This window comes from Mumia sp. zg.B21, assembly GCF_019550855.1.
Classification (GTDB): domain Bacteria; phylum Actinomycetota; class Actinomycetes; order Propionibacteriales; family Nocardioidaceae; genus Mumia.
This window is the reverse complement of record NZ_JAHWCJ010000001.1, coordinates 1706707-1732053: the sequence shown is the minus strand read 5'-3', so window position 1 is coordinate 1732053 and position 25347 is coordinate 1706707. Positions and strand designations below refer to the sequence as shown.

Sequence of the window (25347 nt, the reverse complement as noted above, 5' to 3'; positions counted from 1 at the left end):
TGCCCTCTCCGGGCCGGAGGCGCTAGGGCGTCAGCGGGATCCAGGTGCCGTGGTCGGCGATGCGCAGGACGGCAGCGAGGCCGGCGTCGTCGAACGCGGAGACGATCGCGTCGCGACCCTCGGTGAAGTGCGCCCACCCGTCGTAGTGGACGGGGATGGTGACCGGGTCGGACAGGATCGCGGCTGCCGCAGCCGTGCGGACGCTGTCGAGGCTGACCGGGCGCCCGCGCAACTTCCCCGGGACGCGGGCCGCGCCGGCGTGGAGGACCGCCGCGTCGATGCCGGGGACGCGCCGGGCGGTCTCGGCGACGGTCCGGACCGACGCGTTGTCACCGCTGACGTAGACGGTCGGCAGACCGGCTCCGGCGAGGACGAATCCGACGACCTGGCAGTTGACGTTGCCCTCCGCGTCCCGCTCGCCGTCCTCGGGGCCGTGCACGGCCGGTACGGCGGTGACAGTCAGCTCACCGTCGTAGGGCCGGGGGAACCTCCGTGTCTCCCAGGCGGCGAGGCCTTGCGCTGGAGAGCCGAGGCGTTCTGCGCCACCGGTCGTGGTGAGCAGCAGCGGAGCCGCCATCGCAAAGGCACGGCCACGGTCGTCGAGGTTGTCGGCGTGGTTGTCGTGGCTCACCAACACCATGTCGACGTCGGCCAGCTGGCCCTCGGTCACGACCGGGCCCGAGGTCTTCGTGAGGTAGCCGTGCGGTCCCGGGTCGTCGAAGGTGGGGTCGCTGACGATGCGCAACCCGCCCAGGTCCATCACCAGCGTCGGGCCTCCGACCACCAGCACCTCGCCGTCGTGACGGGGCAGGAGGGACGGCATCATGACCCGGCCGCGCTCGCCCCGAGCAGCCCCCGGGCGCAGACCTGCAGGCGCTCCATCAACGCGCGGATGACGGGGACGGCCTCCGCGCCTCTGCGGTGGACCATCCCGACGTGCCGCTCGCCGAACAGTGTGGACCGCCGTACCTCGACATCGGGGTGTCGGAACGCCGAGAGGGCGAGCTGCGGCAGGACGGTCACTCCGAACCCGTGCGCCACCAGGTTCTGGACCGCGACGTAGTCGTCGCTCTCGTGGAGCAGTCGCGGTTCGAAGCCTGCGCCGTGACAGCAGGACACGAGGTGCTGACGGCATCGAGCGCAGCCGGCGACCCAGTCCTGCTCGGCGAGCCACGGGGTGTCGAGCTCGGTCGGCGCCGTACCGGGCGGGATCACGAGGTGGATCGGCTCCACCCCGAGCGGCGCCCAGCTGAGCGAGCCGTCGTCGTCCGGCGGGCCGTCGTAGCCGAAGACCAGGGCTACGTCGGTCTCGCCGGCAAGCACCGACGCCCACGCCTCGGGCGGCTCGGTCTCGACCAGGGAGACCCCCACACCGGGGTGGTCGGCGCGCAGCGAGCGTACGGCCGGTGGCACGAAGGTCGCGACACCCGAGGGGAAGGACGCGAGGCGTACGACCCCGCTGTGCCTCTGCGCCAGCGCACCGAGCTCCTCGCCGGCGAGGTGCAGGGCCCCGTGCATGACGTCGGCGTGCCCCAGCAGGGAGGCGCCGGCCTCGGTGAGCTGTGTCCCCCGCGCGGTCCGCAGCAGGAGCGGGCCGCCGGCCTCGCGCTCCAGCTGTCTCAGCTGCTGGCTGACGGCCGACTGCGTGGTGCCGAGCTCGCGGGCCGCGGCACTGAGCGAGCCCGTACGAGCGACGACACGGAACATGAGCACACGTCGTGGGTCCATCTCGACCCATTAGAGGCGCTAAGAGATGCCCTCGGCAAGTGTGGGCTTCCGGGGACGCCAGGGTCGGAACAGCATGGAGGCATGGAGACCTTAGGACTGATCGGCGGCATGAGCTGGCACTCGACCGCGACCTACTACCGGATCATCAACGAGATCGTGGCCGCCGCGAGAGGCGGTCACGCCTCCGCGCGGATCACGCTCGAGTCGCTCGACTTCGAGGAGATCCGCCAGTGCCAGATCCGCGGTGACTGGGCTTCGGCCGCGGCTCTGCTGACCGAGGCAGGGCAGCGCTGCGTCCGCAGCGGAGCGACCACGGTGGCGATCTGCACGAACCTGATGCACAAGGTCGCCCCCGAGGTCGAAGCCGGCATCGACGTCCCACTCGCTCACATCGCGGACGCCGTCGCCGCGGAGGCGGCCCGCAACGGGTGGCGGACGCTCGGCATCCTGGGCACCCGGTGGGTGATGGAGGAGGACTTCTACGCCGGGCGGCTGGCTCGGCACGGGATCGACTCGGTCATCCCCGACGAGGCTGACCGCGAGATGTCCGACACCATCATCTTCGACGAGCTGACCAAGGGGATCGTGCAGGTCGCCTCCCGGTCGGCGTACATCGACACCATCCAGCGGTTGGCTGACCAGGGTGCGGATGCGGTCGTGCTCGCCTGCACCGAGATCGGTCTGCTGATCCAGCCCCACGAAGTCCCAGTTCCCCTCGTCGACAGTGTCGAGGTGCACGCACGGGAGCTCGGCCGCCTGGCCTTGGGGACGGTGACCGCGACTCGCTGGTGACGTCCGATATCCGCCAGCCCGGAGTGCTGCGATCCCGGTGTACTAGGGCGATGAACGCGACGAGCAACGACAAGGCCGCCCGCTTCCGCTCACTCCATGAAGGGACGCGACCGCTGGCCCTGACCAACGTCTGGGACGTAGCGAGCGCGGTCGTCGCCGAGGAAGCCGGTGCGTCGGCGGTCGCGACGACCAGCGCGGGAGTCGCCTGGGCCTTGGGGAGGCCGGACGGCAACCAGCTGGACCGTGCAAGGGGTACGGCCGTCGTGTCCGCGATCGCTGCCGCGGTCGACGTGCCCGTCACCGTCGACGTCGAGGGCGGCTACGCGGCGTCGGCCGACGGCGTCGGCGAGACCGTGGCTGTGATCCTGGACGCGGGGGCCGTGGGCATCAACATCGAGGACGGCGACCGCGGTCCGGAGGAGCTCGTCGCGAGGATCGTCGCGGCGAGACGAGCTGCCGACGCCGCCGGCGTGCCGATGTTCATCAACGCTCGTACAGACGTCTTCCTCGCAGCGGTCGGCTCCCCCGACGAGCAGCTCGCCGAGGCGCTCGCGCGCGCCGACCGCTACATCGAGGCCGGTGCGGACGGCATCTTCGTCCCCGGTGCCTCCACCGCCGAGTGCATCGGTGCCCTCACGGCCGCGCTCCCCGTCCCCGTCAACGTCATGGTCGGACCCGGAGCACTCAGCATCGACGACCTCGGCCGTCTCGGGGTGGCACGGGTGAGTCTGGGGTCGAGCGTGGCGCAGGCCGCCTACGCCGTGGTCCAGCGCGCGGTCGAGGAGATGGCGTCGAGCGGCACCTACGGCGCGACCGCGGGCGCGGTCGACTACGGATGGCTCAACGATCTGATCGCGGGGCGTCGAGGGAACCCGATCGTCGGTGGTGGACTCTCCAGGGTGTGAGCAGCCAGGTGGAGGACCGCATCGACCCGCACCCCGATCAGGAGGTGTGGGCACAGCTGCGATCGGGGAGCGAGCACGCGTTCGCCGAGCTGTTCACCCGGTACGGCGACGCGGTCTACAACTTCGCGTTCCGCCGGGTGGCGTGCTGGGCGACCGCCGAGGACGTCGCGCAGGCCACGTTCGTCGCCCTGTGGCGGCGGGCCGCTGACGGACGGGTCGACGAGCTCAGGGGCGAGTCCGCTCGCGGCGTCCTGCTCGCGATGGCGTCGCAGGAGTGCGCCAACGCCTTGCGTGGGCGTCGGCGGCTGGCGGCGCTGAGGCGCAAGGTGCCGTTGAACGAGATCGACCACGACCACGCCGACGGGGTAGCGGCCGACGTCGACAGCGAACGACGGATGCGTGAGATCCGCGCCGTCGTCGGTCGGCTGCCCGCCGGCCAGCGGGTCGTGGTGGAGCTGGTGTGGTGGTCGGGCTGCTCGATGCAGGAGGCCGCCGAGGCGCTCGGGCTGCCTGTCGGCACGGTGAAGTCCCGGCTCGCTCGCGCCCGTGCGCGCCTCGGCGAGCAGTCAGTCATCCTGCAACGTGAGGAGCGGTCATGAGGATCGAGCTTCCGACCGAGCGAGTGCTCACCGACAAGGACGAGCGCGCCGCGCAGATCGTCGCGACGGCATCCCGGGGCCGCCGCCCGATCACACGTGGCTGGGCGGGCCCGGCCGTGGCGTCCGTGGCGGCGGCGGCGGTCATCGGCCTGAGCCTGGCCTTCGCCGGCGACGACCCCGCGACCTCGCCGCCCGCCGTCCCGGAGTCCGAGGTCGCGGCGTCGCCGACGGCGCGACCGGAGCCCGCCCAGCCCGATGTCGAGCTGTGGCTGCGTGACCTCCCGCGCGAGGAGGCCGCCGCTCTCGCCACCGACTGCGCGAAGGGGATGGGGAGCAGACGCTCGGTGTTCGAGCCGGAGGAGGTGCTGTCCGCCCAGGTGCAACGCGGGATGACCGGCCTCGGCCGGACGGCGGTCGTCGTCGCCGAGGACTCCGCGACGGGGCAGCGCATCGGGTGCGAGATCCCGCTGCGCTACCGGGGCACCACCGTCGGGATGGATTCCGCGCTGATGCGTGGGCCGGGGAGCAAGTCGACCAGGAACGCCAACGACACGACGCATCCTGCGGTCCCGGTCGACGGTCCGGGCGGCTACGCCCTCGGGTACGCCGGGGACACCTACCAGGTCGACGAGCGGGTGGCGTCCATGCGCCGGCGCTTCGTCGTCGACGGGCAGGCCGGTCCGTGGCACGTGGCTCGGGCTGTCGACGGCTACGTCTTCCTCCAGGCGCGGATCGCGAAGCGTGATCTCGTCGGGGTGCGCGCGTTGACCCTCGAGACGCAGGTGCTCGACGACGACGGCAACCTGCTGGACGCGCCGGGAGACCAGGAGAACGGTGGCGGGATCAGCAAGAGCCCGGGCACCACCCGTACGGACGACCGCAGCTGGGATCTGTGCGAGTTGGTCCGACCCAAGGACGTGATCAGCTCGCGCACCTGCTCAGGTCCGTCGTCCTGAGACGAGGACCCGACAGAAGGACCCGACGTTCCCCCGTCTCCGGGGCGAACAGTCGGGTCCTTCTGTCGAGATGTTCGTCAGGTCGTCAGAACGCAGCCTCGTCGAGCTCCATCACGTCGAGGTCGATCGCCTCGGCGATGGCCTTCTCGGCGGCGAGCTTCGGGAGGACCTGGCGCGCGAAGAACTGCGCCGCGGCGATCTTGCCCTCGTAGAAGTGCTTGTCCGCCGGCGAGACGGCGCCCTCGAGCTTCGCGAGGGCGACCTCGGCGCCGCGCAGCAGCAGCCACGCGCAGACCACGTCACCGAGCGCCATGAGCAGGCGGGTGCTGTTGAGCCCCACCTTGTAGACGTTCTTCGGGTCGCCACCGTCGGCCGGGTTGGCCGACATCATCTGACCGAAGACCGCGCCGAGGATGCCCTGGGCGTCCTCGAGACCCTTGGCGAGGAGCTCGCGCTCGACCTTGAGGCGGCCGTTGCCCGCCTCCGAGCCGATGAACGACTGGATCTCCTGCGCCATGTGGGCGATCGCCTGGCCCTGGTCCTTGACGATCTTGCGGAAGAAGAGGTCCTGCCCCTGGATCGCGGTGGTGCCCTCGTACAGGGTGTCGATCTTGGCGTCACGGACGTACTGCTCGACCGGGTAGTCCTGAAGGAAGCCCGAGCCGCCGAAGGTCTGGAGCGACTCCGTCCCGAGCAGGACCCACGAGCGCTCGGAGCCGTAGCCCTTGACGATCGGCAGCAGCAGGTCGTTGACGCGCTCGGCGAGCGTGTCCTCCTCGCCGGCCGCCTCGGACATCATCACGCGGTCCTGCCAGGTCGCGGTGTAGATGACCAGCGAGCGCAGCGCCTCGGAGTACGACTTCTGGGTCATCAGCGAGCGACGCACGTCCGGGTGGTGGGTGATCGTCACCCGCGGCGCGTCCTTGGCCGGGTCGAGCATGTCGGCACCCTGGATGCGCTCCTTGGCGTACTCGAGGGCGTTGAGGTAGCCGGTCGAGAGCGTCGCGATGGCCTTGGTGCCGACCAGCATGCGGGCGTTCTCGATGACCTGGAACATCTGGGCGATGCCGTTGTGCACCTCACCGAGCAGCCAGCCCTTGGCCGGAGCGCCGTTGCCGACCGACGGGTCGCCGAAGGTGACCTCGCAGGTCGTCGAGACCTTGATGCCCATCTTCTTCTCGACGTTGGTGACGTAGGCGCCGTTGCGGGTGCCGTCGAGCTCACCGGTGTCGAGGTCGAAGCCGTACTTGGGGACGATGAAGAGCGACAGGCCCTTGGTGCCGGGGCCGCCGACGCCCTCGATGCCGACCGGGCGCGCGAGCACCAGGTGGATGATGTTCTCGCTCATGTCGTGCTCGGCGGAGGTGATGAAGCGCTTGACACCCTCGATGTTCCAGGTGCCGTCCTCCTGGAGGTACGCCTTCGTGCGGCCGGCGCCGACGTCGGACCCGGCGTCGGGCTCGGTGAGGACCATCGTGGCGCCCCACTTGCGGTCGACCATGTGCTGCGCGATCTTCTTGTCACGGTCGGTGCCGTTGCGGTGCAGGATGGAGCCGAAGTTCGGGCCGGCCGAGTACATCCAGACCGGGGGGTTGGCACCGAGCACCAGCTCTGCGGTGGACCACACGAGCGACGCGGGAGCAGGCTGACCGCCGAGCTCGACCGGGAGCTGGAGGCGGTACCACTCCGAGTCCATCCACGTCTTGTAGCTCTTGGCGAAGCCGGCCGGCATCGTGACGGTGCAGGCCTCGGGATCGTAGACCGGGGGGTTGCGGTCGGCCTCGGCGAAGGACACGGCGAGGTCCTCGCGCGCCATCCGGTCGATCTCGCTCAAGATGCTCTTGGCGGTGTCGACGTCGAGGTCCTCGAACAGGCCCTTCCCCAAGACTTCGTCGCGGCCGAAGACCTCGAAGAGGTTGAACTCGATGTCGCGAAGGTTGCTCTTGTAGTGGCTCACGGCGACAGGTCCTTAGTCTTTCGTGCTGCCTCGCACGCAGCGGATTACTCGCGAGTAATAACAAGTGTCCTACTCGCGGGTAACCGACGCAACCCCGGGGCGCCGAACCGGGGTACGTCGAGGGATCTGGGAGACTTCAGCCATGCGGGTCTCCACCAAGTCCGACTACGCCCTCCGGGGCCTGATCGAGATCACCAGCCGCGACGATGCCTCCCCGGTCTCTGCCGAGGAGATCGGGCGCAAGCAGGAGATCCCCCACGGCTTCCTCCAGGCGATCCTCGCCGACCTCCGTCGTTCGGGGATCGTCGTCAGCCAGCGCGGCCAGTCCGGTGGCTGGCGCCTTGCCCGGGCCGCCACCGAGATCACCGTCGCCGACGTCATCCGTGCGGTCGACGGCCCTCTCGTGAGCGTGTACGGACTGCGGCCCGAGTCCGTGGCCTACACCGGGTCGGCAGAGGTGCTGCAGCACGTGTGGATCGCCGCCCGGGCGAGTCTCCGTGAGGTCTTCGAGTCGGTGACGATCCAGCACCTCGCCGACGGGGTCCTCCCGGATGCGGTGGAGGCGATGACCACGGACGAAGACGCGTGGCAGCCGCACTGAGTCGCTGAGACGACGGGCCGAGCGGATCCGCTCACGGCTCGAGGCGCGCGGGCTCCTCGATCAGCCCGGGGACCGGGACGCGGCGGCGCTCGCGCGCCATCACCGCGCGCGTCACGAGGAGTGACGAGGTGATGAGTCCCATCGCGAGAAGGGCCACCTCCATCGGGATCGCCCGGAAGCCGAGCGCCGAGAGCGCCGCGATCCACACCACGACGACAGCGGCGTTGGCCGCGAGGATTCGCAGGACGAGCAAGGGGGACCTCCTCAGGGAGAAGTCCCGCCGAGTCTAGCGACGGCGCCCTGCGCGGGGCCTCTGGGGGCGGCTACCGTGCACCCATGCCCCCCGCGAACCCCTGGCGCGACGCGCTCAACACACTCGGCAGCACCTTCATGACGTCGACCATGATCCGGTCGACCTCCAAGGAGGCCGGCATGCCGGCCTCAGCCCTCTACTTCCGCGGGCGCGTCGGCGTCCTCGGCGACGTCTCGACGGACGCGGCCTTCGACGTCCTGGGGATCTTCTCCCGGCGTGTGGTCGACAGCGTCTGGGAGCGCAGTGCCGAGACGGCGCCACAGGCCGCGGTGGACGCCTACCTCGACGTGTGTCACCGGTGGGGCCGCGAGAACCTCGTGGACGACAAGGCGGCAGGTCGCGCCACGGCCCTGCTCGAGCAGGTGCTCGACGAGGCCGACCTGGCGCCGATGCTGCTGGCTCAGGGCTGGCAGCGGGCCGAGCGCCCGAACGACGTCCCGGCACGGTTGGCGCAGGCGGCGATGGCGGTGCGGGAGATCCGGGGGGGTCAGTACTTCGCCGCCCTCGGCCTGGTCGGGCTCTCCGTCCCGCGCGCGATGCTCGTCGATCCGGGCGCAGGCGCCGAGCGCATGTCCACGCTCGGGTGGAACGACGACGAGATCGCCGAGGCGAGGCTGCGCCAGCGGCCCAGCGACTCCGGCCGCTGGCGCGATGCGCAGAGCGCGCTCGAAGGCGCGTTCCTGGGTCTCCTCGGTGACGTCGTCGGCGAGGATGGTGTGAGGGCTCTCGGCGAGGCGCTCCTCGCGGTCCAGCGCGTGCCGAACGACTGAGGACACACCGATGCCCCTCCGCCCGAGGGAGCGGAGGGGCATCGGTCAGATGGTGAACCGGTCGGTCGGCTCAGCGCGTCGCCGCGTGACCCTGATGCCGTGCCGGGGCCGGCGCGGACAGGGCCTGGGCCTTCGCCGACGCCGCAGCGTTCGCCTTGCGGCTGCCGTCGGGGAAGAGACCGGACTTCGACTTCGTCAACGTCAAGGTCGCGTGCGCAGCGGCGTCGCCGAGCTCGTTGAGCGCCTTCACGCTGAGGTTGGTGATGTCGTCGCAGGCCTGGTGATAGCACGGGTCGTACCACTCGCCGGCCGTACCGCCGTAGACGGCTGCCTCCTCCGGCGTCTTCACACCCTCGGCGCCCGAGAAGAGACCGCCCGCCGGGATGCCGGCCGCGATGAACGGCCCGTAGTCGGAGCGTCCGTCGAAGTCGGTCGGCTCGCTCGCCAGACCCTGGCTCTCGAAGTAGTCCGTGAAGATCGTCTCGATGACGTCGGATCCGGGCGGACCGACCGGACCGCCGGAGGAGCCGTCGCCGTCGTAGACGAAGCGGACGTAGTTCGGCGACCCGATCATGTCGAAGTTGAGGTTCGCGTAGATCTTCGAGCGCTGCTGATCGCTCAGCGACGCGACGTAGTGCTCGGCTCCGAGCAGACCGGACTCCTCAGCACCCCAGAACGCGAAGCGCACCGGGCGGGACAGCTTCTTGGTCAGCTTGAGGTCCGACATCGCCTGTGCGATCGCGAGCGTGCCGGCCGAGCCGCTGCCGTTGTCGTTGATGCCGGGGCCCTCGGGGACGGAGTCGAGGTGGGCGCCCACGACGACGACCTGGTCCTTGTTCTTGACCTTCTTGAGGTCCTTCGGCGAGAGGTCCGCGATCACGTTCCACGTGGTGCGGTTGGGATCGGTCTCCACCTCGGTCGAGACCGAGAGCGTCACGGGGCCTGCGGCGGCCTGCTCGAGCAGTGCCACGGCGTCGGCGTAGGACAGCCCGACGACCGGGATGTCCTTGGGATCGCCGAGGGTCCCGATGGACAGCTCGGTACGGCCCGGGTTGCCCTCGTTGAAGATGATCACGGCGTCGTAGCCCGCCGCCGCGGCGTTGTCGACCTTGACGGCGAAGTCGCAGCCGCCGCGCTGGACGAGCGCGATCGCGTCCTCGGCCGGCGCGGGATCGAAGCTGCCCGGGGTGCATCCGGCGGTGCTGCTCGGCTCCTCGGTCGCGGGGATGACGTTGTCGTTCGCGGGCACGACGACGCCGGTCACCTCACCGCCGCCGGAGTAGCTGTAGATGTCGGTCTCGTAGTCGGTGGCCGTCGGCGACACCTGCGAGAGGGTCGGCTCGGAGAGCGACCGGAAGAACGAGAACGTGAAGGCCTGCTTCTTGACCGAGTAGCCCGATCGGCGGAGCTGCTTGGTGACGTAGTCGACGGATGCCTCGTAGCCGGGGAGCCCGGAGGCGCGCGTCCCGTCGTTCTGGTTGGCGATGACCTGAAGCGCACGTGCGTGCTTCAGGATGCCGTTGACGGTGACAGCCTTGCGGAGCTGCGTCGTGTTGACGTCGTCGATTGCCGCTGCCGGTGTTGCAGTGGTCACCAAGGTGGCGGCGACGGCTGCTCCCAGGGCTCCGGTAAGTGCTCTTCGCACTACGGACCTCCTCGTTGAGTCGTGTTGGACCGCCTCAACTTAGGCCAGCCGACGAGACAGCAACAGGGGCAGCAACCGAAATGTCCCGTTCGTGGCAGCAACTCGCCGCGCGAGCCAGGCGGCGCGGGCGAGAACCTGGCGAATCGCTGCCAGCGACGAATGAACTGATCGCACGGTGGGCACAAGGTCTTGCTCGACGAACGACGATGGCCCCGAAGTGGCCTCGCGGTCGGTACGGTCTCCGCATGACCGACGTCGTCGTGATCCCCGGCGCTCGATTCGGACCGGGCGCGCCGCTGCTGATGTATGCCGGTGACGTCGCAGAGCGGCGGGGCGCGACCGTGCACCGGCACTCGTGGTTCCGACAGCCCTCGGCTCTCGATCAGCCGGGGATCGAGCACTGGGTCTGCGGCGAGGTCGTTCCTCTCATCGACCACGTGGGCGGCCGACCGCTGTTGATCGGCAAGTCCCTGGGCACGAATGCCGCGGCGATCGCCGCGGAAAGATCGTTGCCCGCCGTGTGGATCACGCCGCTACTCACCCTCCCGTGGGTGGTCGACGCCCTGAGCCGCGCAACCGCGCCGTTCCTGCTCGTGGGAGGCACGGCGGACCCACTGTGGGACGCCGACGCCGCGCGCCGCCTCTCGGCGCGGGTGCTCGAGGTCGAGGGCGCCGATCACGGCATGTACGTCCCCGGCCCGCTGACCGACTCGGTCGCTGTCCTGGGTCGCGTCGTGACCGCGGTGGAGGAGTTCGTCGACGGCCTCGGTTGGTCGAGCTAGTTCACAGCAAAGGCCCTGGCCGGGACTGTTGTCGTCTCGGCCAGGGCCTTCGTGAAGGGAGCGGGCGACGGGAATCGAACCCGCACTATCAGCTTGGGAAGCTGATGTTCTGCCATTGAACTACGCCCGCGGGCGTCGTCGCCGAGGCGACGCCGACCACTATATAGGTGCCGCTCAGCTCACCGTCACGTGGACGTGGTCGTAGTGGTTCGCTGTCGACGAGCCGCGGTCCTCCATCGGGCGCCAGCCCTCGGAGGCACGCTGGGTAGTCCAGATCTTCTGCGCCCAGAGGACCTCTGAGACGCCGAGCTTGGAGGCGTTCGCGCGCACGAAGGCGGCGATCGCGTCACCGGTCGAGCCGCTCACCATGATGTCGAGCGCGCGTCCGGTGCCGTGCTCGCCGCCGTCTCCCGCGCGGACCCCGCCGTACGAGGAGACGCTGGGGAACTCGGCGCACACCGCCCGGTGGACGGCGATCGCGTTCGAGGAGAGGCCGCTCTCGACCGAGGAGCCGCTGGCGCACGGCTTGCCCGAGACCGATCCGCTCGGCGTGCTGGTGTCGGGGCTTTCGGAGTCTGCGCCCTCGGTCTCGGCCGCGTCCTCCTCCTCCGGCTCTGCGGTGGCCTCGGCGACGCCGGCGACCACCTGCTTGCCGGGGGCGGTGAGGGCCGCACGTCCGCTCGAGCGCGTGACGGCGATCTCACGACGCTCGGCGATGTGCTGCTCGAGGCTGGGGGCGGACCGGATCACGATGCCGCTGGTCGACGCGCCCTCGACGTTGGCAGCGGTCGTGCTGATCGCCTGCGGGGCAGAAGCGGCCACGGTCGCCACTCCTGCGAGCAGAAGACCGGCCAGCGCGGCGGGTCGGCGACGGGCGGAGCGCAGAGGCAGAGCCTCCAGGCGCTCGTGCGGGGTCTCGGGCGTGACCGTCACGGAAGGACGGATCCTGGACGACGTCGGGCTCGTCTTGCGCTTGCGGGGGGCGCGGTGAGCCTTCCTGCGGCCGGGGGTAGCCACAAGTTCACCTTCCGTGGAGAGCAGGGGGGACCTCGGAAGTGAAGCACATCCACCCGGGGTCAGCCAAGGCCTCCGTCCACAGACCTGCGCTACCGTCGGTCTGTGCTGCTCTCCGACCGCGACATCCGAGCCGAGCTCGACGAAGGACGGATCGTCCTCGATCCCTACGACGAGGAGATGATGCAGCCGTCCAGCATCGACGTCCGCCTCGACAAGTTCTTCCGGGTCTTCGAGAACCATCGCTATCCGCACATCGACCCCGCAGAGGACCAGTCCGATCTCACCAAAGAGGTCACGGCGGCCGACGGTGGACCGTTCATCCTGCACCCCGGCGAGTTCGTCCTGGGGTCGACGTACGAGCGGGTCGCCCTCCCTGTCGACGTCGCCGCCCGGGTCGAGGGCAAGTCGTCGCTCGGGCGTCTCGGTCTCCTGACCCACGCCACGGCAGGGTTCGTCGACCCCGGGTTCGACGGGCACGTCACGCTCGAGCTCGCCAACGTGGCGACGCTCCCGATCAAGCTCTACCCCGGCATGAAGATCGGCCAGCTCTGCTTCTTCCGGCTCTCGTCGCCGGCCGAGCACCCGTACGGCTCCGAGAAGTACGGGTCGCGCTACCAGGGCCAACGCGGTCCCACGCCCTCGCGTTCCTTCGCCAACTTCTATCGCGCCACGATCTGAGGAGAGACCGCTCGGATGAGGATCCACCCCGACGTCGCCGCTGCCTGCGAGGCCGGCCGACCTGTCGTCGCGCTCGAGTCGACGATCATCTCCCACGGCCTGCCACGACCCCGCAACCTGCAGGCGGCCCGTGACTTCGAGGAGATCCTGCGCAAGCGCGACGTCGTCCCCGCGACGATCGCCGTGCTCGACGGGGAGCCGCACGTGGGGCTCGACGACGCCGCGCTCGAGCGGATCGCCCTCGACGACTCCGTGGTGAAGGTGTCCGTACGCGACCTTCCCGTCGCGATGGCGACCCGGACCTCCGGTGCCACGACGGTCGCGGCCACGGCCTTCCTCGCGGCCCGGGCGGGGATCCGCGTGTTCTCCACCGGCGGCCTGGGTGGGGTGCACCGAGGGGCGAGCGCCACGTTCGACGAGTCGGCCGACCTCACCACGCTCGCCGGCACGCGGATCACGGTGGTGTCGGCCGGCGTGAAGTCGATCCTCGACATCCCGGCGACCCTGGAGCGCCTCGAGACCCTCGGCGTCACGGTGCTGGGCTACGGGACGGACCAGTTCCCGAGCTTCTGGCTGACGGAGTCGGGGGAGACTCTGGACTGGGCGGTCCCCGACGCCGCGACGGTCGCTGCGGTGATGGCCGCCAACGACGCCCTCGGACGTGAGAGCGCGGTGCTGGTGGCCAACCCCCTGCCGTCCGACAAGCAGCTGGACCCGCGGGTCCACGACGAGGCGCTGCGGCAGGCGCTCGCCGAGGCCGAGCGCGATGCGATCACCGGCAAGGACGTCAGCCCCTACCTGCTCGCCCGGATCGTCGAGCTGACCCACGGCTCGAGCCTCGAGGTCAACCTCGACATCGCGGCCAACAACATCACAGTCGGCGCCGAGATCGCCACTGCCTGGAGCGCACGAGACCGGTGACACCGGTCTCGGTGACACCGGTCTCGGTGGTGTCGGCTCTGACGGTCGTCGGTCACGACTGGCCGTCGAGGCGGTCGGCGACCCTGTGCAGCGTCCTGGCCGTCCGGTTGCGCAGCGAGGGGCGGTAGGTCGTACCGAGGTGCTCTCGCTGCTCGAGTCGGCGGGTGAGCTCTCGTTCACGCATGTTCGTGAGCAGGAGATGGGTGTACTCGTTCATGTCATTGCCCCTATGCCTGTGCAGGCGTCGTCGACGTGCCCGTACGGGACGTCGATGATGTGTGGTTCGTGCGGTAGACGGGGAGGATTCACCGTCGTGGCGGCGCCGCGTCTGCGGCGCTCGGCGTCACGTCGATCCGGGGCGACCGAGGGTCACATCGGACGAGTGGGCGCGGTCGTCCCCGCTGGGCGGGAGTCGACCGAGTCGGCGAGCCGGCGCACCGCGCCGGCTGCCCGGGCCCGCCAGGAGGCCTGGTGGATCGTCCCGGGCCGACGGCGCTCCAGCGTGCGGCGTACGTAGGCCTCGCGCTGACGCGTCATGATGTCGTGCGTGCAGTCATCCATCTCTGCCTCCCTCCGCGGCTCGTTCGTTGGCAACTGGCTCCGACACTAGGGCGAGGGCAGGTCCGGCGCACCCGATTATCCGGGCGGTAGCGTTCGACGCATGGCACGCATCCTCGTGGTCGGTGACGTGGTCGACGACCTCATCGTCCGGCCCCTCTCGACTGTCACCCCAGCGAGCGACACCCCCGCGGTGATCCGCAGGCGCGATGGCGGTTCCGCGGCGAACGTCGCGGCGTGGCTGGGGTCGCTCGGTGCCGATGTGATGTTCGTCGGACGTGCCGGCAGGGACGGCGCACGCCGGCACACGGAGTCGCTCGAGCGCTTCGGCGTGCAGGCGCGCATCGCCGCCGACGGGGAGCACGACACCGCCACGATCGTCATCACCCTCGACGAGGCGGGAGAGCGGACGATGTTCGTCGACCGCGGCGCGAACAGCGCCCTGTCGACCAAGGACGTCCCCCTGTCGGCCTGGAAGGACGTCCGGTGGGTCCACCTCACCGGCTACTCGTTCTTCGATCCCGCGACGCGTCCGGTCGCGCAGGAGATCGTCGCCCGTGCACGCGACCGCGGCGCTGTGGTGTCGGTCGACCCGGGGTCGGTGGCGTTCCTGCGCGAGGCCGGGGTCGAGGAGTTCGTGGACTGGACGTCCGGGGTCGACGTGATTCTGCCCAACGCCGACGAGCTGCGATGCATGACCGGGGAGGACGAACCCGACAGGGCGCTGCTGGCGCTGGGCCGGTGGTACCCGACCGCGGTCGCCACCCTCGGCGCCTCGGGGGCGGTCCAGATGACCCCCGACGGCTTCCTCGTACGCCAGCGCGCCGAGAAGACGGAGGTCGAGGACCTCACCGGCGCGGGTGACGCGTTCGCCGCCGGCTTCCTCTCCGCGAGCGTGGACGGCCTCGACGCGCAGCAGGCGCTGCGCCGAGGGGCGGAGACGGCCGCTCTCGCGGTGTCTCGTACCGGCGCACGCCCCGCGCTGGGGGAGTCACGCCCCGTCATCGGCTGACGCCGTACGACGGCGGTCTCCAGGGTCGGCTCAGGGGACGGCCGGGGTGTTTCCCCGATGCCCCCAGGCGCCACTGCCCGTGACTCTGAGCGCATGGACAGCTCAGACATCGGGGCGGGCGATCGGATGATCCGCGCCCAGGCACTCACCAAGACGTTCGGCGACAATGTCGCCGTCGACGCCATCGACTTCACGGTCAGACCAGGTCGCGTGACCGGATTCCTCGGCCCCAACGGTGCGGGGAAGTCGACCACCATGAGGATGATCCTCGGTCTGGACGCCCCGACGGCGGGCTCGGTGACGGTCAACGGTCATCGGCACCAGACGTCATCTGCGCCGCTGCGCTCGGTCGGCGCGCTCCTCGACGCCCACGCCTTCCACCCAGGCCGATCAGCGCGTGACCACCTGCGCTGGCTCGCCGCGAGCAACGGCATCCCGGCCACCCGCGTCGGTGAGGTGCTCGAGCTCGTCGGTCTGGAGTCCGTGGCTCGTCAGCGGGCGGGACGCTACTCGCTGGGGATGGGGCAGCGGCTCGGGATCGCCGCTGCGCTGATCGGCGATCCGCCGGTCGTCATCCTCGACGAGCCGGTCAACGGGCTCGACCCCGAGGGCATCAGGTGGGTCCGCGCACTCGCGCGCCGGCTCGCCGACGAAGGCCGTACGGTCTTCATCTCCAGCCACCTCATGTCGGAGATGGCGATGATGGCCGACCACCTGATCGTCATCGGGCGCGGACAGATCCTCGCCGACATGTCGACCGAAGACTTCATCGCCGCGCACGCCACCTCGTACGTCCGGGTCAAGTCACCGGCACGCACGGCCGTGACCGAGCTGCTGACGAGGAGCGGGCTCGACGTGGAGGGCGTCGGCGACGCGCTCCACGTCCAGGGCCTCGACGCGTCGGCGATCGGCGATCTCCTGCACCACGACAGCCTCCCGCTGCACGAGCTCACGCTGGTGCGGTCCTCGCTCGAGGACGCCTTCATGAGGTTGACCGCCGACAGTGTCGAGTACCGCTCGAAGGTTGGCGCCGTCACGGCAGGAGCAGCGGCATGAGCACCGCGACGCAGACCGTCGCGGTCGGGTCGGAGCAGGCGGTCCACCGGCAAGGGTTCGGCGACGTGCTCAGCGCCGAGTGGATCAAGCTGCGCTCGGTCCGCGCGACGTGGTGGACCCTCGCCGCTCTGGTCGGCCTGGGAGCCGGCCTGACGATCGTCGTGTGCTGGGGCAATGCCGACTGGCTCGCGAGCCCGGAGGCCGACGAGTCGCCCGGCGCCTTCCTCACCTGGGGCATGATGATCGCCCAGATCACGGCCGTCGTGCTGGGGGTGCTCGCCGTCACCAGCGAGTACGGCACCGGGATGGTCCGGGCGACGTTCGCCGCCGTTCCCCGACGAGGGCGCGTGCTCGCAGCGAAGTCGCTGCTGGTCGCGAGCCTGCTGTTCGTCGTCGGCACGCTGACGGCCCTGATCGGCTACTTCGGCGGCAACTACTTCCTCGACCGCGAGGGCATCGGCATGGCGCTCGAGGGGGACGTGCTGCGGGCGATGTACGGCAGCGGCCTCTTCATGGCGGGTCTGGGGCTGCTCTCGATCGCGATCGGGACCCTGCTGCGCCACACCGCGGCGGCCATCACGATCACCATCGGGCTGTGCTTCGTGGCCAGCAACATGGTCGCGCTGATCCCCGGTGACTTCGGCCTGTTCCTCGAGCGGGTCATGCCGGGGAGCGCCGGAGCGGTGATCGCGACGCCCGTGTCGTTCAACCCGAACCTGCTGGACGCCTGGCCGAGCTTCGCGATCTTCGCGGCGGAGATCGCCGTGCTGATGGCGCTCGCAGCTGTCGCGCTCCGCCGCCGCGACGCGTGACCCCGCCCGCCAAGACGGCGATTCGGTGAGGAAATCGGGACTCGGCCGTCGACGGCCCCCGATCTCCTCACCGAATCACGCGAGGGCGGGCGTCAGGGCTTGGAGTGGCCGTGGCCCTCGTCGTCGACGGGGATGTCGGACTCCTCGGCGATCTTGCGGTTCTCCTCCGGCGTGCCCGCCTCGGGCTCGTCGAGGTCCTCACCGGGGCCCTCGGGCCGCTCGAGGACGGCGGTCGCCGTCGCCGCCATGCCGGCGTCGGCGGCGGTCGCGTCGGGCCCGGGCTCGGTCGCGGGGTCGGCGGCCGCCTTGCGCTTGACGCCGGCGAGGAGGAGCTGCGCCACGTCGAGCACCTCGACCTCTTCGCGAGCAGCACCGTCGGCCTGCTTCGCGGTTAGGCCGTCGGCCAGCATGACCCGGCAGAACGGACAGCCGACCGCGATCTGGTCGGCACCGGTGTCGATGGCCTCCTGGGTGCGGTTGAGGTTGATCCGCTCGCCGAGCGTCTCCTCCATCCACATCCGGGCGCCACCAGCACCGCAGCAGAACGAGCGCTCGGAGTTGCGCGGCATCTCCTTGAGCTCGGCGTTGGGGATCACGTCGAGCAGCTCGCGGGGCGCCTCGTACACCTTGTTGTGGCGGCCGAGGAAGCACGGGTCGTGGTAGGTGATCGTCTTGCCGGCGACCTTCTCGTCGGCCGGTGCGAGCGGCGTGAGCCGGCCCTCGCGCACGAGCCGGTTGAGCAGCTGCGTGTGGTGCACGACCTCGAGCTCGATGCCGAAGTCCTTGTACTCGTTCTTGAGCGTGTTGAAGCAGTGGGCGCAGGTCGAGACGACCTTCTTGACCTTCGTCTCCTTGAAGACCTCGACGTTCTGCGCCGCGAGCTGGGCGAACACGATCTCGTTGCCGGCGCGGCGGGCAGGATCACCCGAGCACGTCTCGCCGTCACCGAGCACGGCGAACGAGACGCCCGCGGTGTCGAGCAGCTCGGCGACCGCCTGCGTGGTCTTCTTGGCGCGGTCCTCGTACGCCCCGGCGCAGCCGACCCAGAACAACCAGTCGACCTCGTCCAGGTCCTCGATGTCGACGCCGACCTGCTTCACCTCGAAATCGAGGTCCTTCGCCCAGTCCATCCGGTTCTTGGGCGACATGTTCCAGGGGTTCCCCTTGCGCTCGAGGCCCTTGAAGATGTTGTTGAGCTCGGTGGGGAAGTTGGACTCCACGAGCACCTGGTAGCGGCGCATGTCCATGATGTGGTCGACGTGCTCGATGTCGACCGGGCACTGCTGGACGCAGGCGCCGCAGTTGGTGCAGGACCAGAGGACGTCGGGGTCGATGACGCCGTAGACCGACTCGTCGCCGATCAGCGGACGCTCCGCCTCCGTGGTGACCGCCTCGGAGAGACCGTCGCGACCGTCCTCGCCGGCGAGGACGTACGGCGCCTTGGCGTACGCGTGGTCGCGCAGACCCATCACGAGCAGCTTGGGCGAGAGCGGCTTGTCGGTGTTCCAGGCGGGGCACTGCGACTGGCAGCGGCCGCACTCGGTGCAGGTGGTGAAGTCGAGGATGCCCTTCCAGGAGAAGTCCTCGACCTTGCCGACGCCGAGCTTCTCGAACGCGTCCTCGTCGAGGTCCTCCATCGTCTCGATCGTGACCGGCGTGTCGTCCACGTAGATCGGCTTCAGCCCACCGAGGGCGGGAGCGCCGGAGGCCTCGCGCTTGAACCAGATGTTGACCCAGGCGGTGAAGCGGTGCCAGGCGACACCCATGGTGATGTTGAGCGAGATCGTGATCAACCAGGTCATCGAGATGGCGATCTTCACCATCGCGACGGCGTAGATGGTCGTCTCGAGCGCTCCGGCCGACATCCCGGAGAAGAGCTCCCCGAGCCAGAAGGTGCCGGGGAAGTGGGCGAACGTCGCCTGGGCGGGGTCGTCGTGCGAGAACAGCGCGTACTCGAGGCCGCGGAGCAGGAAGCCGCAGACGACGACCGACAGGATGACAGCCTCGACGAAGTAGGCCTGCCAGAACGTGGAGCCGAAGAAGCGGGACTTGCGGCCGAGCTTGTTGGGCTTGTTCCGCTGGCGGACGAAGATCAGGTACAGGATGCCGATCAGGGTCAGCCACGACAGGAGGTCGCTCACCCACTGGTAGACGACCCAGTGCCCGATGATCGGAAGCACCGCGTGGGCGTCGAAGATCTGGAAGTAGGCCGCGGCGACCATCGTGGACAGCAGGATGAATCCCGCGAACACGAACCAGTGCATGATGCCGATCCAGTGCCACTGGAGCATCCGCGTGTGGCCGAGGGTCTCGACCAGCATGTTCTTCCAGCGCGTCCCCGGGTTGTCGGTCCGGTTGTGCGTCTGCCGGCCCATCCTCACCACGCGCACCATCGAGGCGACCGCCCTGGCGGCGAGCGCGACGGCGACGGCGGTGATGGCCAGCGAGACGACGATCGCGACGACCTGCATGCTCTGCTCCTGCCGGTAGTACTGACTAGCGCACCTTAGCCCCAGCGAAGGGCGTTCTCTGGGTAAGGTACGCCAAACACTACCGGTGGGTAACTTCGAGGCGTCTCGTACGCTGTGATCAGCCACCCGGCTCCGGACGAGAAGCGACGTACCCGGTCATGCGAAGACGTCGACACCACGTGGTCAGGAGCCCGTCATGGCATGGCTGGTCCTCGTCGTCTCCGGCGTCCTCGAAGCGGTCTGGGCGACCGCGCTCGGGCGATCGGCCGGTCTCACCCGACTCGTCCCGTCGGTCGTGTTCGGCGTGGCGGTGGTCCTCAGCATGGTCGGGCTGGCGTACGCCATGCGGAGCCTGCCGACCGGCACCGCGTACGCCGTGTGGGTCGGCATCGGCGCCTCGCTCACCGTCGCGTACGCGATGGCGACCGGTGTCGAGCCGGTCTCCGTGGTGCGCCTGCTGTTCCTCGCGATGATCATCGGCGGGGTGGTGGGGCTCAAGGCGGTGGGCTGAGGCGGTCAGCCGCCGAGCACCCCCAGGTAGCCCAGCGCCTGCCGCAGCAGGGCCCCGCGACCGCCCTCCATCTCGGCCGCGACCGCGTCGGTCGACGCCTCGCCCGGGGTGAGCCACGTCAGCTCCAGCGCGTCCTGGCGCGGCTGGCACTCGCCCGAGACCGGCACCACGTACGCGAGCGCGACGGCGTGCTGGCGGGCGTCGAAGAACTGCGACGCCCCCGGGTAGGGGAAGTACTCGGTGACCGCGAACGGCACGGTGCTGACCGGCAGCACCGGGAAGGCGGTCGGGCCCAGGTCCTTCTCGAGGTGGCGCATCAGAGCGTCGCGGACGCGCTCGCCGTGCATGACGCGCCCGGAGACGAACGAGCGCGAGATCGCGCCGGTGTGCGCGGAGCCCCGCAGCAGCAGCCCGATCTCGGCGACGAGCCCGTCAGGATCCATGCGGACCGGGATGGCCTCGACGTAGAGGATCGGGACCCGGCCGCGGGTCTCGTCGAGCGCGTGATCGGAGAGCCAGCCGGGGTTGGGGTCGGGCGTGCGTACCGTCATGACGCCAGTCTTCCCCATGAGGCCCCATCGGTGCGTACGGTGTCGCACGTGGACGAGCCCGTCCGTCTCCGCAGCGCCGCAGGCCGCTGGCTCCTGCTCGCCACCGTGCTCGGGTCGAGCATGGCGATGCTCGACGGCACCGTGGTCAACGTCGCCCTCCCCACGATCGGCGACGACCTCGACGCCGACATCGGCGGTCTGCAGTGGGTCGTCAACGGCTACACGCTGAGCCTCGCGTCGCTGATCCTGCTCGGCGGTGCGCTCGGTGACCGCTTCGGCCGGCGGCGGGTGTTCGTGATCGGCGTGCTCTGGTTCGCGGTCGCCTCGCTGCTGTGCGGCGTCGCTCCGGACGTCTCCACGCTGATCGCCGCCCGCGTCCTCCAGGGCATCGGCGGGGCTCTGCTGACACCGGGGAGCCTGGCGCTGATCTCCGCGTCGTTCGACCCCGAGGACAGAGGAGCGGCGATCGGGGCGTGGTCGGGACTTGGCGGAGTCGCTGCGGCCGTGGGCCCCCTCCTCGGGGGATGGCTCGTGGAGGCGGTGAGCTGGCGTGCGGTGTTCCTGCTCAACCTGCCGCTCGCGGTGCTGGTGGTCTGGGTGTGCGCCCGGCACGTGCCCGAGAGTCGGGACCCGCGGGCGCCGAAGCATCTCGACCTCGTCGGGGTGGCGCTGGCCGCGGGCGGACTGGCCGTCCTGACCTACGGCCTCATCGCCTCCAGCGACTGGCTGGCCGTCGGCGGTCTCGTCGTCCTGCTGCTCTTCGTCGTGCAGGAGCGTCGCAGTCCTGACCCGCTCGTGCCGCTCGGTCTCTTTCGCGACCGGGTGTTCAGCGGCGCGAACCTGGTGACGTTCGTCGTGTACGGCGCGCTGGGCGCGGTCTTCTTCCTGCTCGTGGTGCAGCTGCAGGTCGTCGCCGGCTACTCGCCGCTGGCGGCGGGCGCGGCGACGCTTCCGGTCACGTTCCTGATGCTTCTCTTCTCCTCCTACGCCGGCGCCGTGGCGACCCGCATCGGGCCGCGGATCCCCATGACCGTGGGGCCGGTCGTCGCGGCGGCTGGGCTGCTGCTGATGCTGCGGATCGGTCCGGACGCGGCGTACCTGAGCGAGGTGGCGCCGGGAGTCGTCGTCTTCGGGATCGGGCTCACGGTGCTGGTGGCGCCGCTGACCACGGCGGTCCTGGCCGCGGCGCCCGACCGCCTCGCCGGGATCGCGTCGGGGGTGAACAACGCGGTGGCGCGTACGGCGCAGCTGCTCGCGGTGGCCGCGCTGCCGCCCCTGGTCGGGATCGTCGGCGGTGCACTGTCGGACCCGGGAGTGTTCGACGCGGGCTTCGACCAGGCGATGGTCATCTGTGCGGCGATGCTGGGACTCGGCGCGGTCGTGGCCTGGGCGACGATCCGTACCAGGCCGAGAGCGCACACCATCCCCGTCGAGAGGCAGCCGGGATGCGACCTGGGTGCGCCCCGCGCGTATCCGAGGTCACGGGGACCCGAGGGCTGACCCGCCGGCGCCTCAGACCGAGGCGGTCCGCCTGGACGTGCGCGAGGCTCTCGGACCGGGAGCAGAGAGCTCGCTGAGCGCGGCGTGCACGGCGCAACGGAGGTCGTCGCCCTCGTCGGGCCGCGGTGTCTGGCACCACGAGCGCACCTGTGTCGTGTCCGGCTGCGACGGGCTCACCAGCTCGAGAAGGTCGGCCCCGTCGAGGACGGTGAGGAGGCCGGCCGCCCGTGGCTCGAGGTCGGTGCCGGGCTCAGGTGCCGAGCCGCCGACAGCTGCGAAGATCGTCTCCAGGTCGGCGCGGACGGAGTCGCTCGTGTCGGGTGACGCGGTGTACCACCGGACGAGGATCTTGAGCACCAGGCTGCGGTGGATCTCGCGCCGCAGCATGCCGCGCTCGGCCATGCTCTCGAGCACCGTGGCCCGCAGCGTGGGCGCGAGGTGCCGGATCGCGTCACGCACGCCGACGGGGAGCTGGCCGGTCAGCAAGGACAGGCCGCCGCCGAGCAGCGGCGACCTCGGTGACGTGTCACCGAGGACGAGCATCGTGTCGTCGTCGAGACGGAGGTGGCCGGCCGCGGCGAGGTCGAGGAGGACGGCACCGGCGAGGGCGTGGTCGACGCACGCCTCACGTCCCCGGAGCATTCCCGTCTCCGGGTCGAGAGCGAGCAGCGTGAGTTCCTCGGCGAGCAGCATGCGGTGAGGCTACTCGTGATGTTGATCACATGCCAAGATCATCGTCGGACGGCAGGCCCCACGACCCCCGGTGGACGACCTCGTCGAGTCCACGGCGCGCACGTCCGCGCGAGGACGGCACGTGGTCCTCGGCGCGGTATCCGACCGTGACCGCGCCGATCGGGTCGTACGCCTCAGGGACGCCGAAGGTGCTGCGGAACGCGGCCGTACGCGTCGGGGGGATCCCGAAGAAGCACGCGCCCAAGCCCTCGTCGACGGCGGTCAGCAGGATGAGCAGCGACGCCATGGCGGTGTCCACGTACCAGTACGGCACCGCCCAGCGTGCCTCGTCGCGGTCGGTCCATCCTTTGTCGGGCTCGGCGTAGCGCTCGAGGTAGGCGTCCTTGTGCGCCAGCGGCACGATCACCACCGGAGCGGTCCGCATGCCGCGCTGCCACCGTGACGGCGCGGCCGCCCGGTCCGGGGGCGTCGTCGCCTCCCAGAACCGGGTGACGTCCTCGGGGGAGTCCAGGACGAGGAAGGCCCATCCCTGGCTGAACCCCGCGCTCGGAGCGTGGGTCGCGTGCTCGAGCATCCGGTCGACGAGTGCCCGCGGCACCGGTCGTCCGTCGTAGGCCCGCACCATCCGTCGCCTCCGGACGACGTCCCCGAGCTCCATGTCAATCGCTCTCGTCGCTGTCGATCGCGACGTGCGTGTCGGCGGCCTCTGCCTCCTCGTCGTACCCGTCCTTGGGGCGGCCGAGGCGTGCGCGCAGGTTGCGGCGGGACAGGAGCAGAAGGTCCCAGGTGCTCGTGTCCACCATGTCGGGGTCGAGGTGCTCGAGCGCCCGGATCCCGATGTTGAGCCACCGCTCGGCCGCCAGCGGCTCGCCGGCCTCGTCGTAGAGGTCGGCCATGTAGTGGGCCGACAGTGGCGTGATGCGTCCCGACCGGCGGTAGCGGTCGGCGTACTCCGACGGGTCGAGACCACGTGCGAGCGCAGCGCCGACCCGCACGACGTCGGGGTGGATGGCCGAGGCGCCCGCGGCCGTGTCCGCCATCGCCAGCACCTCCTCCTGCCGGTCCCACGAGCCGTCGAACCCGAGGAACTCCGAGGCGGCGACCAGGAGCGAGCGCGGTGTGACGTCGTCGGCGAGCTCGTAGCCCGCGCCGGTGGCGAGCTCGACCAGCTTCTCGGCCTTCTGGCGGGCGGTGAGGTCGGACTCCTCGACAGCGTCGGTGTCGTCCCGGGTGATGCGCATGGCGCCAGTATCCCGTGCAGGTGTCGCGCTCCTCGTGCCAGACCCGGCAGGATGGCCGTCATGGACGGTGCGTCGGTGGTGGGGGAGGGGCCCGGGTGGACGTGGTGGCGCACACCCTCGGGCGTCTGGGTCGAGGTCGCCGACGACCTCGCCTGCGTGCTCCCACCCGAGGCCGCGGCGGGGGTCGTCTCAATCGCCTGGCCACGCGGTCGGTGGAGGTTCACCTTCCGCGGCGACCCCGTGCCGTACGAGGCGCCCATGGCGGTACGCGCCGACCCCTCGCTGACCTGTGCGATGACGGTCCTGGCGGCCGCGAAGCAGGCCAAGGTGCACGGAGATGCCGACGTGCGCGCCACCTTCGGTGAACTCGCGTCCCGCGAGCCCGCCGACGGCCTCACCGCCGGGGAGACCACCGGCGTCCTCGACGTGCGGGCCCCGACCGAGCCGGAGCGCGACTCCCTCGTGGACGTCGTCGTGGCTCAGGCGCGCGCTCGTGCGACCCGCGACCGCACGCGGGTGGAGGTCGACCGCGACGAGATCCACGGGCCGCTCGTCCTCGATGCCCTCGCCGTACGCACGCTGACCGACGAGGTGGGCGCTGTGGAGATCGGGTCGCCCGGCGCGGACCGGGCCGCCCGAGCGGTCCGACGCGGCGAGCGTGCGGTCACCCTCGTGGTGCGTGAGCGGGACGAACGGCTGATCCGCGCCGCTCTGGCCGCACTCTCCTAGGTGTCGGAACGGGGAGCCGGGTCGTCGCTCGCGGGCCCGCGCACGGGCTCGTCAGCGCCTCCGTGGTCGGCGTACTCGCGCAGGATCGCGATGGCGTCGTCGAGGAACGTCGTGATCGTGCGGGCCGACTCGTCATCGAGGTCGGAGGTGAGCTCGCGGATGGCGGAGATCAGCGGAGAGAGAGCACGTCGGGCGTCGGAGTAGGCGGAGCCGGTCGGCTGGAGGCTGGTGCGACGCCGGTCGGTCGGGTGCGGAGTGCGCTCCATGTGCCCCGACGAGACCAGGCGGTCGACCGCGACGGTCGCCGAGGCGGAACGGATTCCGAGCCGGTGGGCCAGGTCGCCGACGCCCAGGGGTCGCGGCAGTGCCGCCATGGCGTTGTCGAGCGCCAGGGCGTCGGTGACGCCGATCCCGATCTCGGAGGCGAGGCGGGCGTGCACCGATGGTGCGACGCGCAAGAGCTCTCGCAGCTGCATCCCGAGCGTGAACCGGATGTCGGTCTGGTCGACCGGAGGCAGCGAGTCCACAGACCTATGTTATACGCCCGTC

29 protein-coding genes, 1 tRNA gene and 1 riboswitch are annotated in these 25347 nt (G+C 70.5%); of the genes, 15 read left to right on the top strand and 15 right to left on the bottom strand.

Translation table 11 applies throughout. The annotated features are described in order from the left end of the window. Positions 1 to 22: 22 nt before the first annotated feature. Entirely contained in the window at positions 23 to 826 is an 804-nt protein-coding gene (locus KV100_RS08375) for an MBL fold metallo-hydrolase (RefSeq protein WP_255565924.1), read from the bottom strand. Continuing rightward, positions 823 to 1728 carry a LysR family transcriptional regulator gene (locus KV100_RS08370; RefSeq protein ID WP_220342372.1) on the bottom strand — a complete coding sequence of 302 codons (906 nt, stop codon included), beginning with the start codon at positions 1726 to 1728 and terminating at the stop codon, positions 823 to 825. Before KV100_RS08370 ends, KV100_RS08375 begins: the two co-directional genes overlap by 4 nt. Positions 1729 to 1809: 81 nt before the next feature. On the opposite strand from KV100_RS08370, the gene KV100_RS08365 reads away from it, so the two are divergent. From KV100_RS08365 to KV100_RS08350, 4 genes are read left to right on the top strand one after another with little or no spacing between them, the layout of a single operon-like run. Continuing rightward, positions 1810 to 2520 carry an aspartate/glutamate racemase family protein gene (locus KV100_RS08365; RefSeq protein ID WP_220342371.1) on the top strand — a complete coding sequence of 237 codons (711 nt, stop codon included), beginning with the start codon at positions 1810 to 1812 and terminating at the stop codon, positions 2518 to 2520. A 50-nt stretch (positions 2521 to 2570) separates the two neighbouring features. Then, positions 2571 to 3425, top strand: a complete 855-nt coding sequence (locus KV100_RS08360; RefSeq protein ID WP_220342370.1) for an isocitrate lyase/phosphoenolpyruvate mutase family protein — start codon at positions 2571 to 2573, stop codon at positions 3423 to 3425. Next, entirely contained in the window at positions 3422 to 4024 is a 603-nt protein-coding gene (locus tag KV100_RS08355) for an RNA polymerase sigma factor (RefSeq protein ID WP_301021972.1), read from the top strand. Before KV100_RS08360 ends, KV100_RS08355 begins: the two co-directional genes overlap by 4 nt. Further along, entirely contained in the window at positions 4021 to 4980 is a 960-nt protein-coding gene (locus tag KV100_RS08350; protein WP_220342368.1) for a hypothetical protein, read from the top strand. Before KV100_RS08355 ends, KV100_RS08350 begins: the two co-directional genes overlap by 4 nt. A gap of 85 nt (positions 4981 to 5065) precedes the next feature. Here the strand turns inward: KV100_RS08350 and KV100_RS08345 are convergent, their stop codons facing one another. Next, positions 5066 to 6937: an acyl-CoA dehydrogenase gene (locus KV100_RS08345; protein WP_220342367.1), complete on the bottom strand. Its 1872-nt coding sequence runs from the start codon at positions 6935 to 6937 to the stop codon at positions 5066 to 5068. Between the two features lie 142 nt (positions 6938 to 7079). On the opposite strand from KV100_RS08345, the gene KV100_RS08340 reads away from it, so the two are divergent. Further along, complete coding sequence (locus KV100_RS08340; protein ID WP_220342366.1) at positions 7080 to 7538, top strand: Rrf2 family transcriptional regulator; 459 nt, start codon at positions 7080 to 7082, stop codon at positions 7536 to 7538. A gap of 31 nt (positions 7539 to 7569) precedes the next feature. Here KV100_RS08340 and KV100_RS08335 read toward each other — a convergent pair whose 3' ends face one another. Continuing rightward, a complete protein-coding gene (locus KV100_RS08335) occupies positions 7570 to 7791 on the bottom strand; it encodes a hypothetical protein (RefSeq protein WP_220342365.1) in 222 nt (73 codons plus the stop codon). Between the two features lie 83 nt (positions 7792 to 7874). Here KV100_RS08335 and KV100_RS08330 point away from each other — a divergent pair, with 83 nt between their 5' ends. After that, positions 7875 to 8621: a hypothetical protein gene (locus KV100_RS08330; RefSeq protein WP_220342364.1), complete on the top strand. Its 747-nt coding sequence runs from the start codon at positions 7875 to 7877 to the stop codon at positions 8619 to 8621. A gap of 70 nt (positions 8622 to 8691) precedes the next feature. Here the strand turns inward: KV100_RS08330 and KV100_RS08325 are convergent, their stop codons facing one another. After that, positions 8692 to 10266: a M20/M25/M40 family metallo-hydrolase gene (locus tag KV100_RS08325; RefSeq protein ID WP_220342363.1), complete on the bottom strand. Its 1575-nt coding sequence runs from the start codon at positions 10264 to 10266 to the stop codon at positions 8692 to 8694. Positions 10267 to 10511: 245 nt separating this feature from the next. On the opposite strand from KV100_RS08325, the gene KV100_RS08320 reads away from it, so the two are divergent. Then, positions 10512 to 11048: an alpha/beta hydrolase gene (locus KV100_RS08320; protein WP_220342362.1), complete on the top strand. Its 537-nt coding sequence runs from the start codon at positions 10512 to 10514 to the stop codon at positions 11046 to 11048. Positions 11049 to 11107: 59 nt separating this feature from the next. Here the strand turns inward: KV100_RS08320 and KV100_RS08315 are convergent. Together KV100_RS08315 and KV100_RS08310 are read right to left on the bottom strand one after the other, a co-directional pair. Next, positions 11108 to 11178, bottom strand: a tRNA-Gly gene (locus KV100_RS08315). A gap of 44 nt (positions 11179 to 11222) precedes the next feature. Next, positions 11223 to 11981 (bottom strand): hypothetical protein, encoded by a 759-nt coding sequence (locus tag KV100_RS08310; RefSeq protein ID WP_220342361.1) that lies wholly within the window; start codon positions 11979 to 11981, stop codon positions 11223 to 11225. A 186-nt stretch (positions 11982 to 12167) separates the two neighbouring features. Between KV100_RS08310 and dcd the strand changes: the two genes are divergently transcribed. Together dcd and KV100_RS08300 are read left to right on the top strand one after the other, a co-directional pair. Beyond that, positions 12168 to 12743, top strand: a complete 576-nt coding sequence (dcd, locus tag KV100_RS08305) for a dCTP deaminase (RefSeq protein WP_220342360.1) — start codon at positions 12168 to 12170, stop codon at positions 12741 to 12743. Positions 12744 to 12758: 15 nt separating this feature from the next. Further along, positions 12759 to 13664 (top strand): pseudouridine-5'-phosphate glycosidase, encoded by a 906-nt coding sequence (locus KV100_RS08300; RefSeq protein WP_220342359.1) that lies wholly within the window; start codon positions 12759 to 12761, stop codon positions 13662 to 13664. 52 nt (positions 13665 to 13716) lie between these two features. Here the strand turns inward: KV100_RS08300 and KV100_RS08295 are convergent, their stop codons facing one another. Further along, positions 13717 to 13881, bottom strand: coding sequence for a hypothetical protein (locus KV100_RS08295; RefSeq protein ID WP_220342358.1), 165 nt, complete (start codon positions 13879 to 13881; stop codon positions 13717 to 13719). Between the two features lie 152 nt (positions 13882 to 14033). Beyond that, on the bottom strand, positions 14034 to 14225 hold the full coding sequence (locus KV100_RS08290) for a hypothetical protein (RefSeq protein WP_220342357.1): 192 nt from the start codon (positions 14223 to 14225) through the stop codon (positions 14034 to 14036). Between the two features lie 100 nt (positions 14226 to 14325). On the opposite strand from KV100_RS08290, the gene KV100_RS08285 reads away from it, so the two are divergent. The 3 genes from KV100_RS08285 (at position 14326) to KV100_RS08275 (ending at position 17102) form a co-directional block, all read left to right on the top strand. Next, the gene (locus KV100_RS08285; protein WP_220342356.1) at positions 14326 to 15234 is read left to right on the top strand and encodes a carbohydrate kinase family protein; all 909 of its coding nucleotides are present in this window, start codon (positions 14326 to 14328) and stop codon (positions 15232 to 15234) included. Positions 15235 to 15327: 93 nt separating this feature from the next. After that, positions 15328 to 16290, top strand: a complete 963-nt coding sequence (locus KV100_RS08280; RefSeq protein ID WP_308291389.1) for an ABC transporter ATP-binding protein — start codon at positions 15328 to 15330, stop codon at positions 16288 to 16290. Next, positions 16287 to 17102: an ABC transporter permease subunit gene (locus tag KV100_RS08275; RefSeq protein ID WP_220342355.1), complete on the top strand. Its 816-nt coding sequence runs from the start codon at positions 16287 to 16289 to the stop codon at positions 17100 to 17102. Before KV100_RS08280 ends, KV100_RS08275 begins: the two co-directional genes overlap by 4 nt. Before the next feature lie 92 nt (positions 17103 to 17194). Here the strand turns inward: KV100_RS08275 and KV100_RS08270 are convergent, their stop codons facing one another. Further along, positions 17195 to 19573 (bottom strand): (Fe-S)-binding protein, encoded by a 2379-nt coding sequence (locus KV100_RS08270; RefSeq protein ID WP_220342354.1) that lies wholly within the window; start codon positions 19571 to 19573, stop codon positions 17195 to 17197. Positions 19574 to 19689: 116 nt separating this feature from the next. Next, positions 19690 to 19750, top strand: a riboswitch (guanidine-III (ykkC-III) riboswitch). Positions 19751 to 19769: 19 nt separating this feature from the next. On the opposite strand from KV100_RS08270, the gene KV100_RS08265 reads away from it, so the two are divergent. Then, positions 19770 to 20084 (top strand): multidrug efflux SMR transporter, encoded by a 315-nt coding sequence (locus KV100_RS08265; RefSeq protein WP_220342353.1) that lies wholly within the window; start codon positions 19770 to 19772, stop codon positions 20082 to 20084. 5 nt (positions 20085 to 20089) lie between these two features. Here KV100_RS08265 and KV100_RS08260 read toward each other — a convergent pair whose 3' ends face one another. Beyond that, entirely contained in the window at positions 20090 to 20635 is a 546-nt protein-coding gene (locus KV100_RS08260) for an NUDIX hydrolase family protein (RefSeq protein ID WP_220342352.1), read from the bottom strand. 48 nt (positions 20636 to 20683) lie between these two features. On the opposite strand from KV100_RS08260, the gene KV100_RS08255 reads away from it, so the two are divergent. Continuing rightward, a complete protein-coding gene (locus KV100_RS08255; protein WP_308291388.1) occupies positions 20684 to 22135 on the top strand; it encodes an MFS transporter in 1452 nt (483 codons plus the stop codon). A gap of 12 nt (positions 22136 to 22147) precedes the next feature. Here the strand turns inward: KV100_RS08255 and KV100_RS08250 are convergent, their stop codons facing one another. The 3 genes from KV100_RS08250 to KV100_RS08240 are packed head-to-tail and all read right to left on the bottom strand — an operon-like array spanning position 22148 to position 24069. Continuing rightward, positions 22148 to 22828 carry a GPP34 family phosphoprotein gene (locus tag KV100_RS08250; RefSeq protein WP_220342351.1) on the bottom strand — a complete coding sequence of 227 codons (681 nt, stop codon included), beginning with the start codon at positions 22826 to 22828 and terminating at the stop codon, positions 22148 to 22150. A 25-nt stretch (positions 22829 to 22853) separates the two neighbouring features. Next, a complete protein-coding gene (locus KV100_RS08245) occupies positions 22854 to 23486 on the bottom strand; it encodes a nitroreductase family protein (RefSeq protein WP_220342350.1) in 633 nt (210 codons plus the stop codon). 1 nt (position 23487) lies between these two features. Continuing rightward, positions 23488 to 24069 (bottom strand): hypothetical protein, encoded by a 582-nt coding sequence (locus KV100_RS08240; protein WP_220342349.1) that lies wholly within the window; start codon positions 24067 to 24069, stop codon positions 23488 to 23490. A 60-nt stretch (positions 24070 to 24129) separates the two neighbouring features. On the opposite strand from KV100_RS08240, the gene KV100_RS08235 reads away from it, so the two are divergent. Beyond that, positions 24130 to 24798, top strand: coding sequence for a hypothetical protein (locus KV100_RS08235; RefSeq protein WP_220342348.1), 669 nt, complete (start codon positions 24130 to 24132; stop codon positions 24796 to 24798). On the opposite strand, the gene KV100_RS08230 is transcribed toward KV100_RS08235, so the two are convergent. Then, positions 24795 to 25325: a MarR family winged helix-turn-helix transcriptional regulator gene (locus tag KV100_RS08230; RefSeq protein WP_220342347.1), complete on the bottom strand. Its 531-nt coding sequence runs from the start codon at positions 25323 to 25325 to the stop codon at positions 24795 to 24797. The two genes, KV100_RS08235 and KV100_RS08230, sit on opposite strands and share 4 nt — an antisense overlap. Positions 25326 to 25347: the final 22 nt, after the last annotated feature.

Bases quoted from the DNA above. Each gene is read 5' to 3' on its own strand.
- KV100_RS08375 (WP_255565924.1), bottom strand. From the start codon at position 826: ATGATGCCGTCCCTCCTGCCCCGTCACGACGGCGAGGTGCTGGTGGTC.
- KV100_RS08370 (WP_220342372.1), bottom strand. From the start codon at position 1,728: ATGGACCCACGACGTGTGCTCATGTTCCGTGTCGTCGCTCGTACGGGC.
- KV100_RS08365 (WP_220342371.1), top strand. From the start codon at position 1,810: ATGGAGACCTTAGGACTGATCGGCGGCATGAGCTGGCACTCGACCGCG.
- KV100_RS08360 (WP_220342370.1), top strand. From the start codon at position 2,571: ATGAACGCGACGAGCAACGACAAGGCCGCCCGCTTCCGCTCACTCCAT.
- KV100_RS08350 (WP_220342368.1), top strand. From the start codon at position 4,021: ATGAGGATCGAGCTTCCGACCGAGCGAGTGCTCACCGACAAGGACGAG.
- KV100_RS08340 (WP_220342366.1), top strand. From the start codon at position 7,080: ATGCGGGTCTCCACCAAGTCCGACTACGCCCTCCGGGGCCTGATCGAG.
- KV100_RS08330 (WP_220342364.1), top strand. From the start codon at position 7,875: ATGCCCCCCGCGAACCCCTGGCGCGACGCGCTCAACACACTCGGCAGC.
- KV100_RS08320 (WP_220342362.1), top strand. From the start codon at position 10,512: ATGACCGACGTCGTCGTGATCCCCGGCGCTCGATTCGGACCGGGCGCG.
- KV100_RS08300 (WP_220342359.1), top strand. From the start codon at position 12,759: ATGAGGATCCACCCCGACGTCGCCGCTGCCTGCGAGGCCGGCCGACCT.
- KV100_RS08295 (WP_220342358.1), bottom strand. From the start codon at position 13,881: ATGAACGAGTACACCCATCTCCTGCTCACGAACATGCGTGAACGAGAG.
- KV100_RS08290 (WP_220342357.1), bottom strand. From the start codon at position 14,225: ATGGATGACTGCACGCACGACATCATGACGCGTCAGCGCGAGGCCTAC.
- KV100_RS08285 (WP_220342356.1), top strand. From the start codon at position 14,326: ATGGCACGCATCCTCGTGGTCGGTGACGTGGTCGACGACCTCATCGTC.
- KV100_RS08280 (WP_308291389.1), top strand. From the start codon at position 15,328: ATGGACAGCTCAGACATCGGGGCGGGCGATCGGATGATCCGCGCCCAG.
- KV100_RS08275 (WP_220342355.1), top strand. From the start codon at position 16,287: ATGAGCACCGCGACGCAGACCGTCGCGGTCGGGTCGGAGCAGGCGGTC.
- KV100_RS08270 (WP_220342354.1), bottom strand. From the start codon at position 19,573: ATGCAGGTCGTCGCGATCGTCGTCTCGCTGGCCATCACCGCCGTCGCC.
- KV100_RS08265 (WP_220342353.1), top strand. From the start codon at position 19,770: ATGGCATGGCTGGTCCTCGTCGTCTCCGGCGTCCTCGAAGCGGTCTGG.
- KV100_RS08260 (WP_220342352.1), bottom strand. From the start codon at position 20,635: ATGACGGTACGCACGCCCGACCCCAACCCCGGCTGGCTCTCCGATCAC.
- KV100_RS08250 (WP_220342351.1), bottom strand. From the start codon at position 22,828: ATGCTGCTCGCCGAGGAACTCACGCTGCTCGCTCTCGACCCGGAGACG.
- KV100_RS08245 (WP_220342350.1), bottom strand. From the start codon at position 23,486: ATGGAGCTCGGGGACGTCGTCCGGAGGCGACGGATGGTGCGGGCCTAC.
- KV100_RS08240 (WP_220342349.1), bottom strand. From the start codon at position 24,069: ATGCGCATCACCCGGGACGACACCGACGCTGTCGAGGAGTCCGACCTC.
- KV100_RS08235 (WP_220342348.1), top strand. From the start codon at position 24,130: ATGGACGGTGCGTCGGTGGTGGGGGAGGGGCCCGGGTGGACGTGGTGG.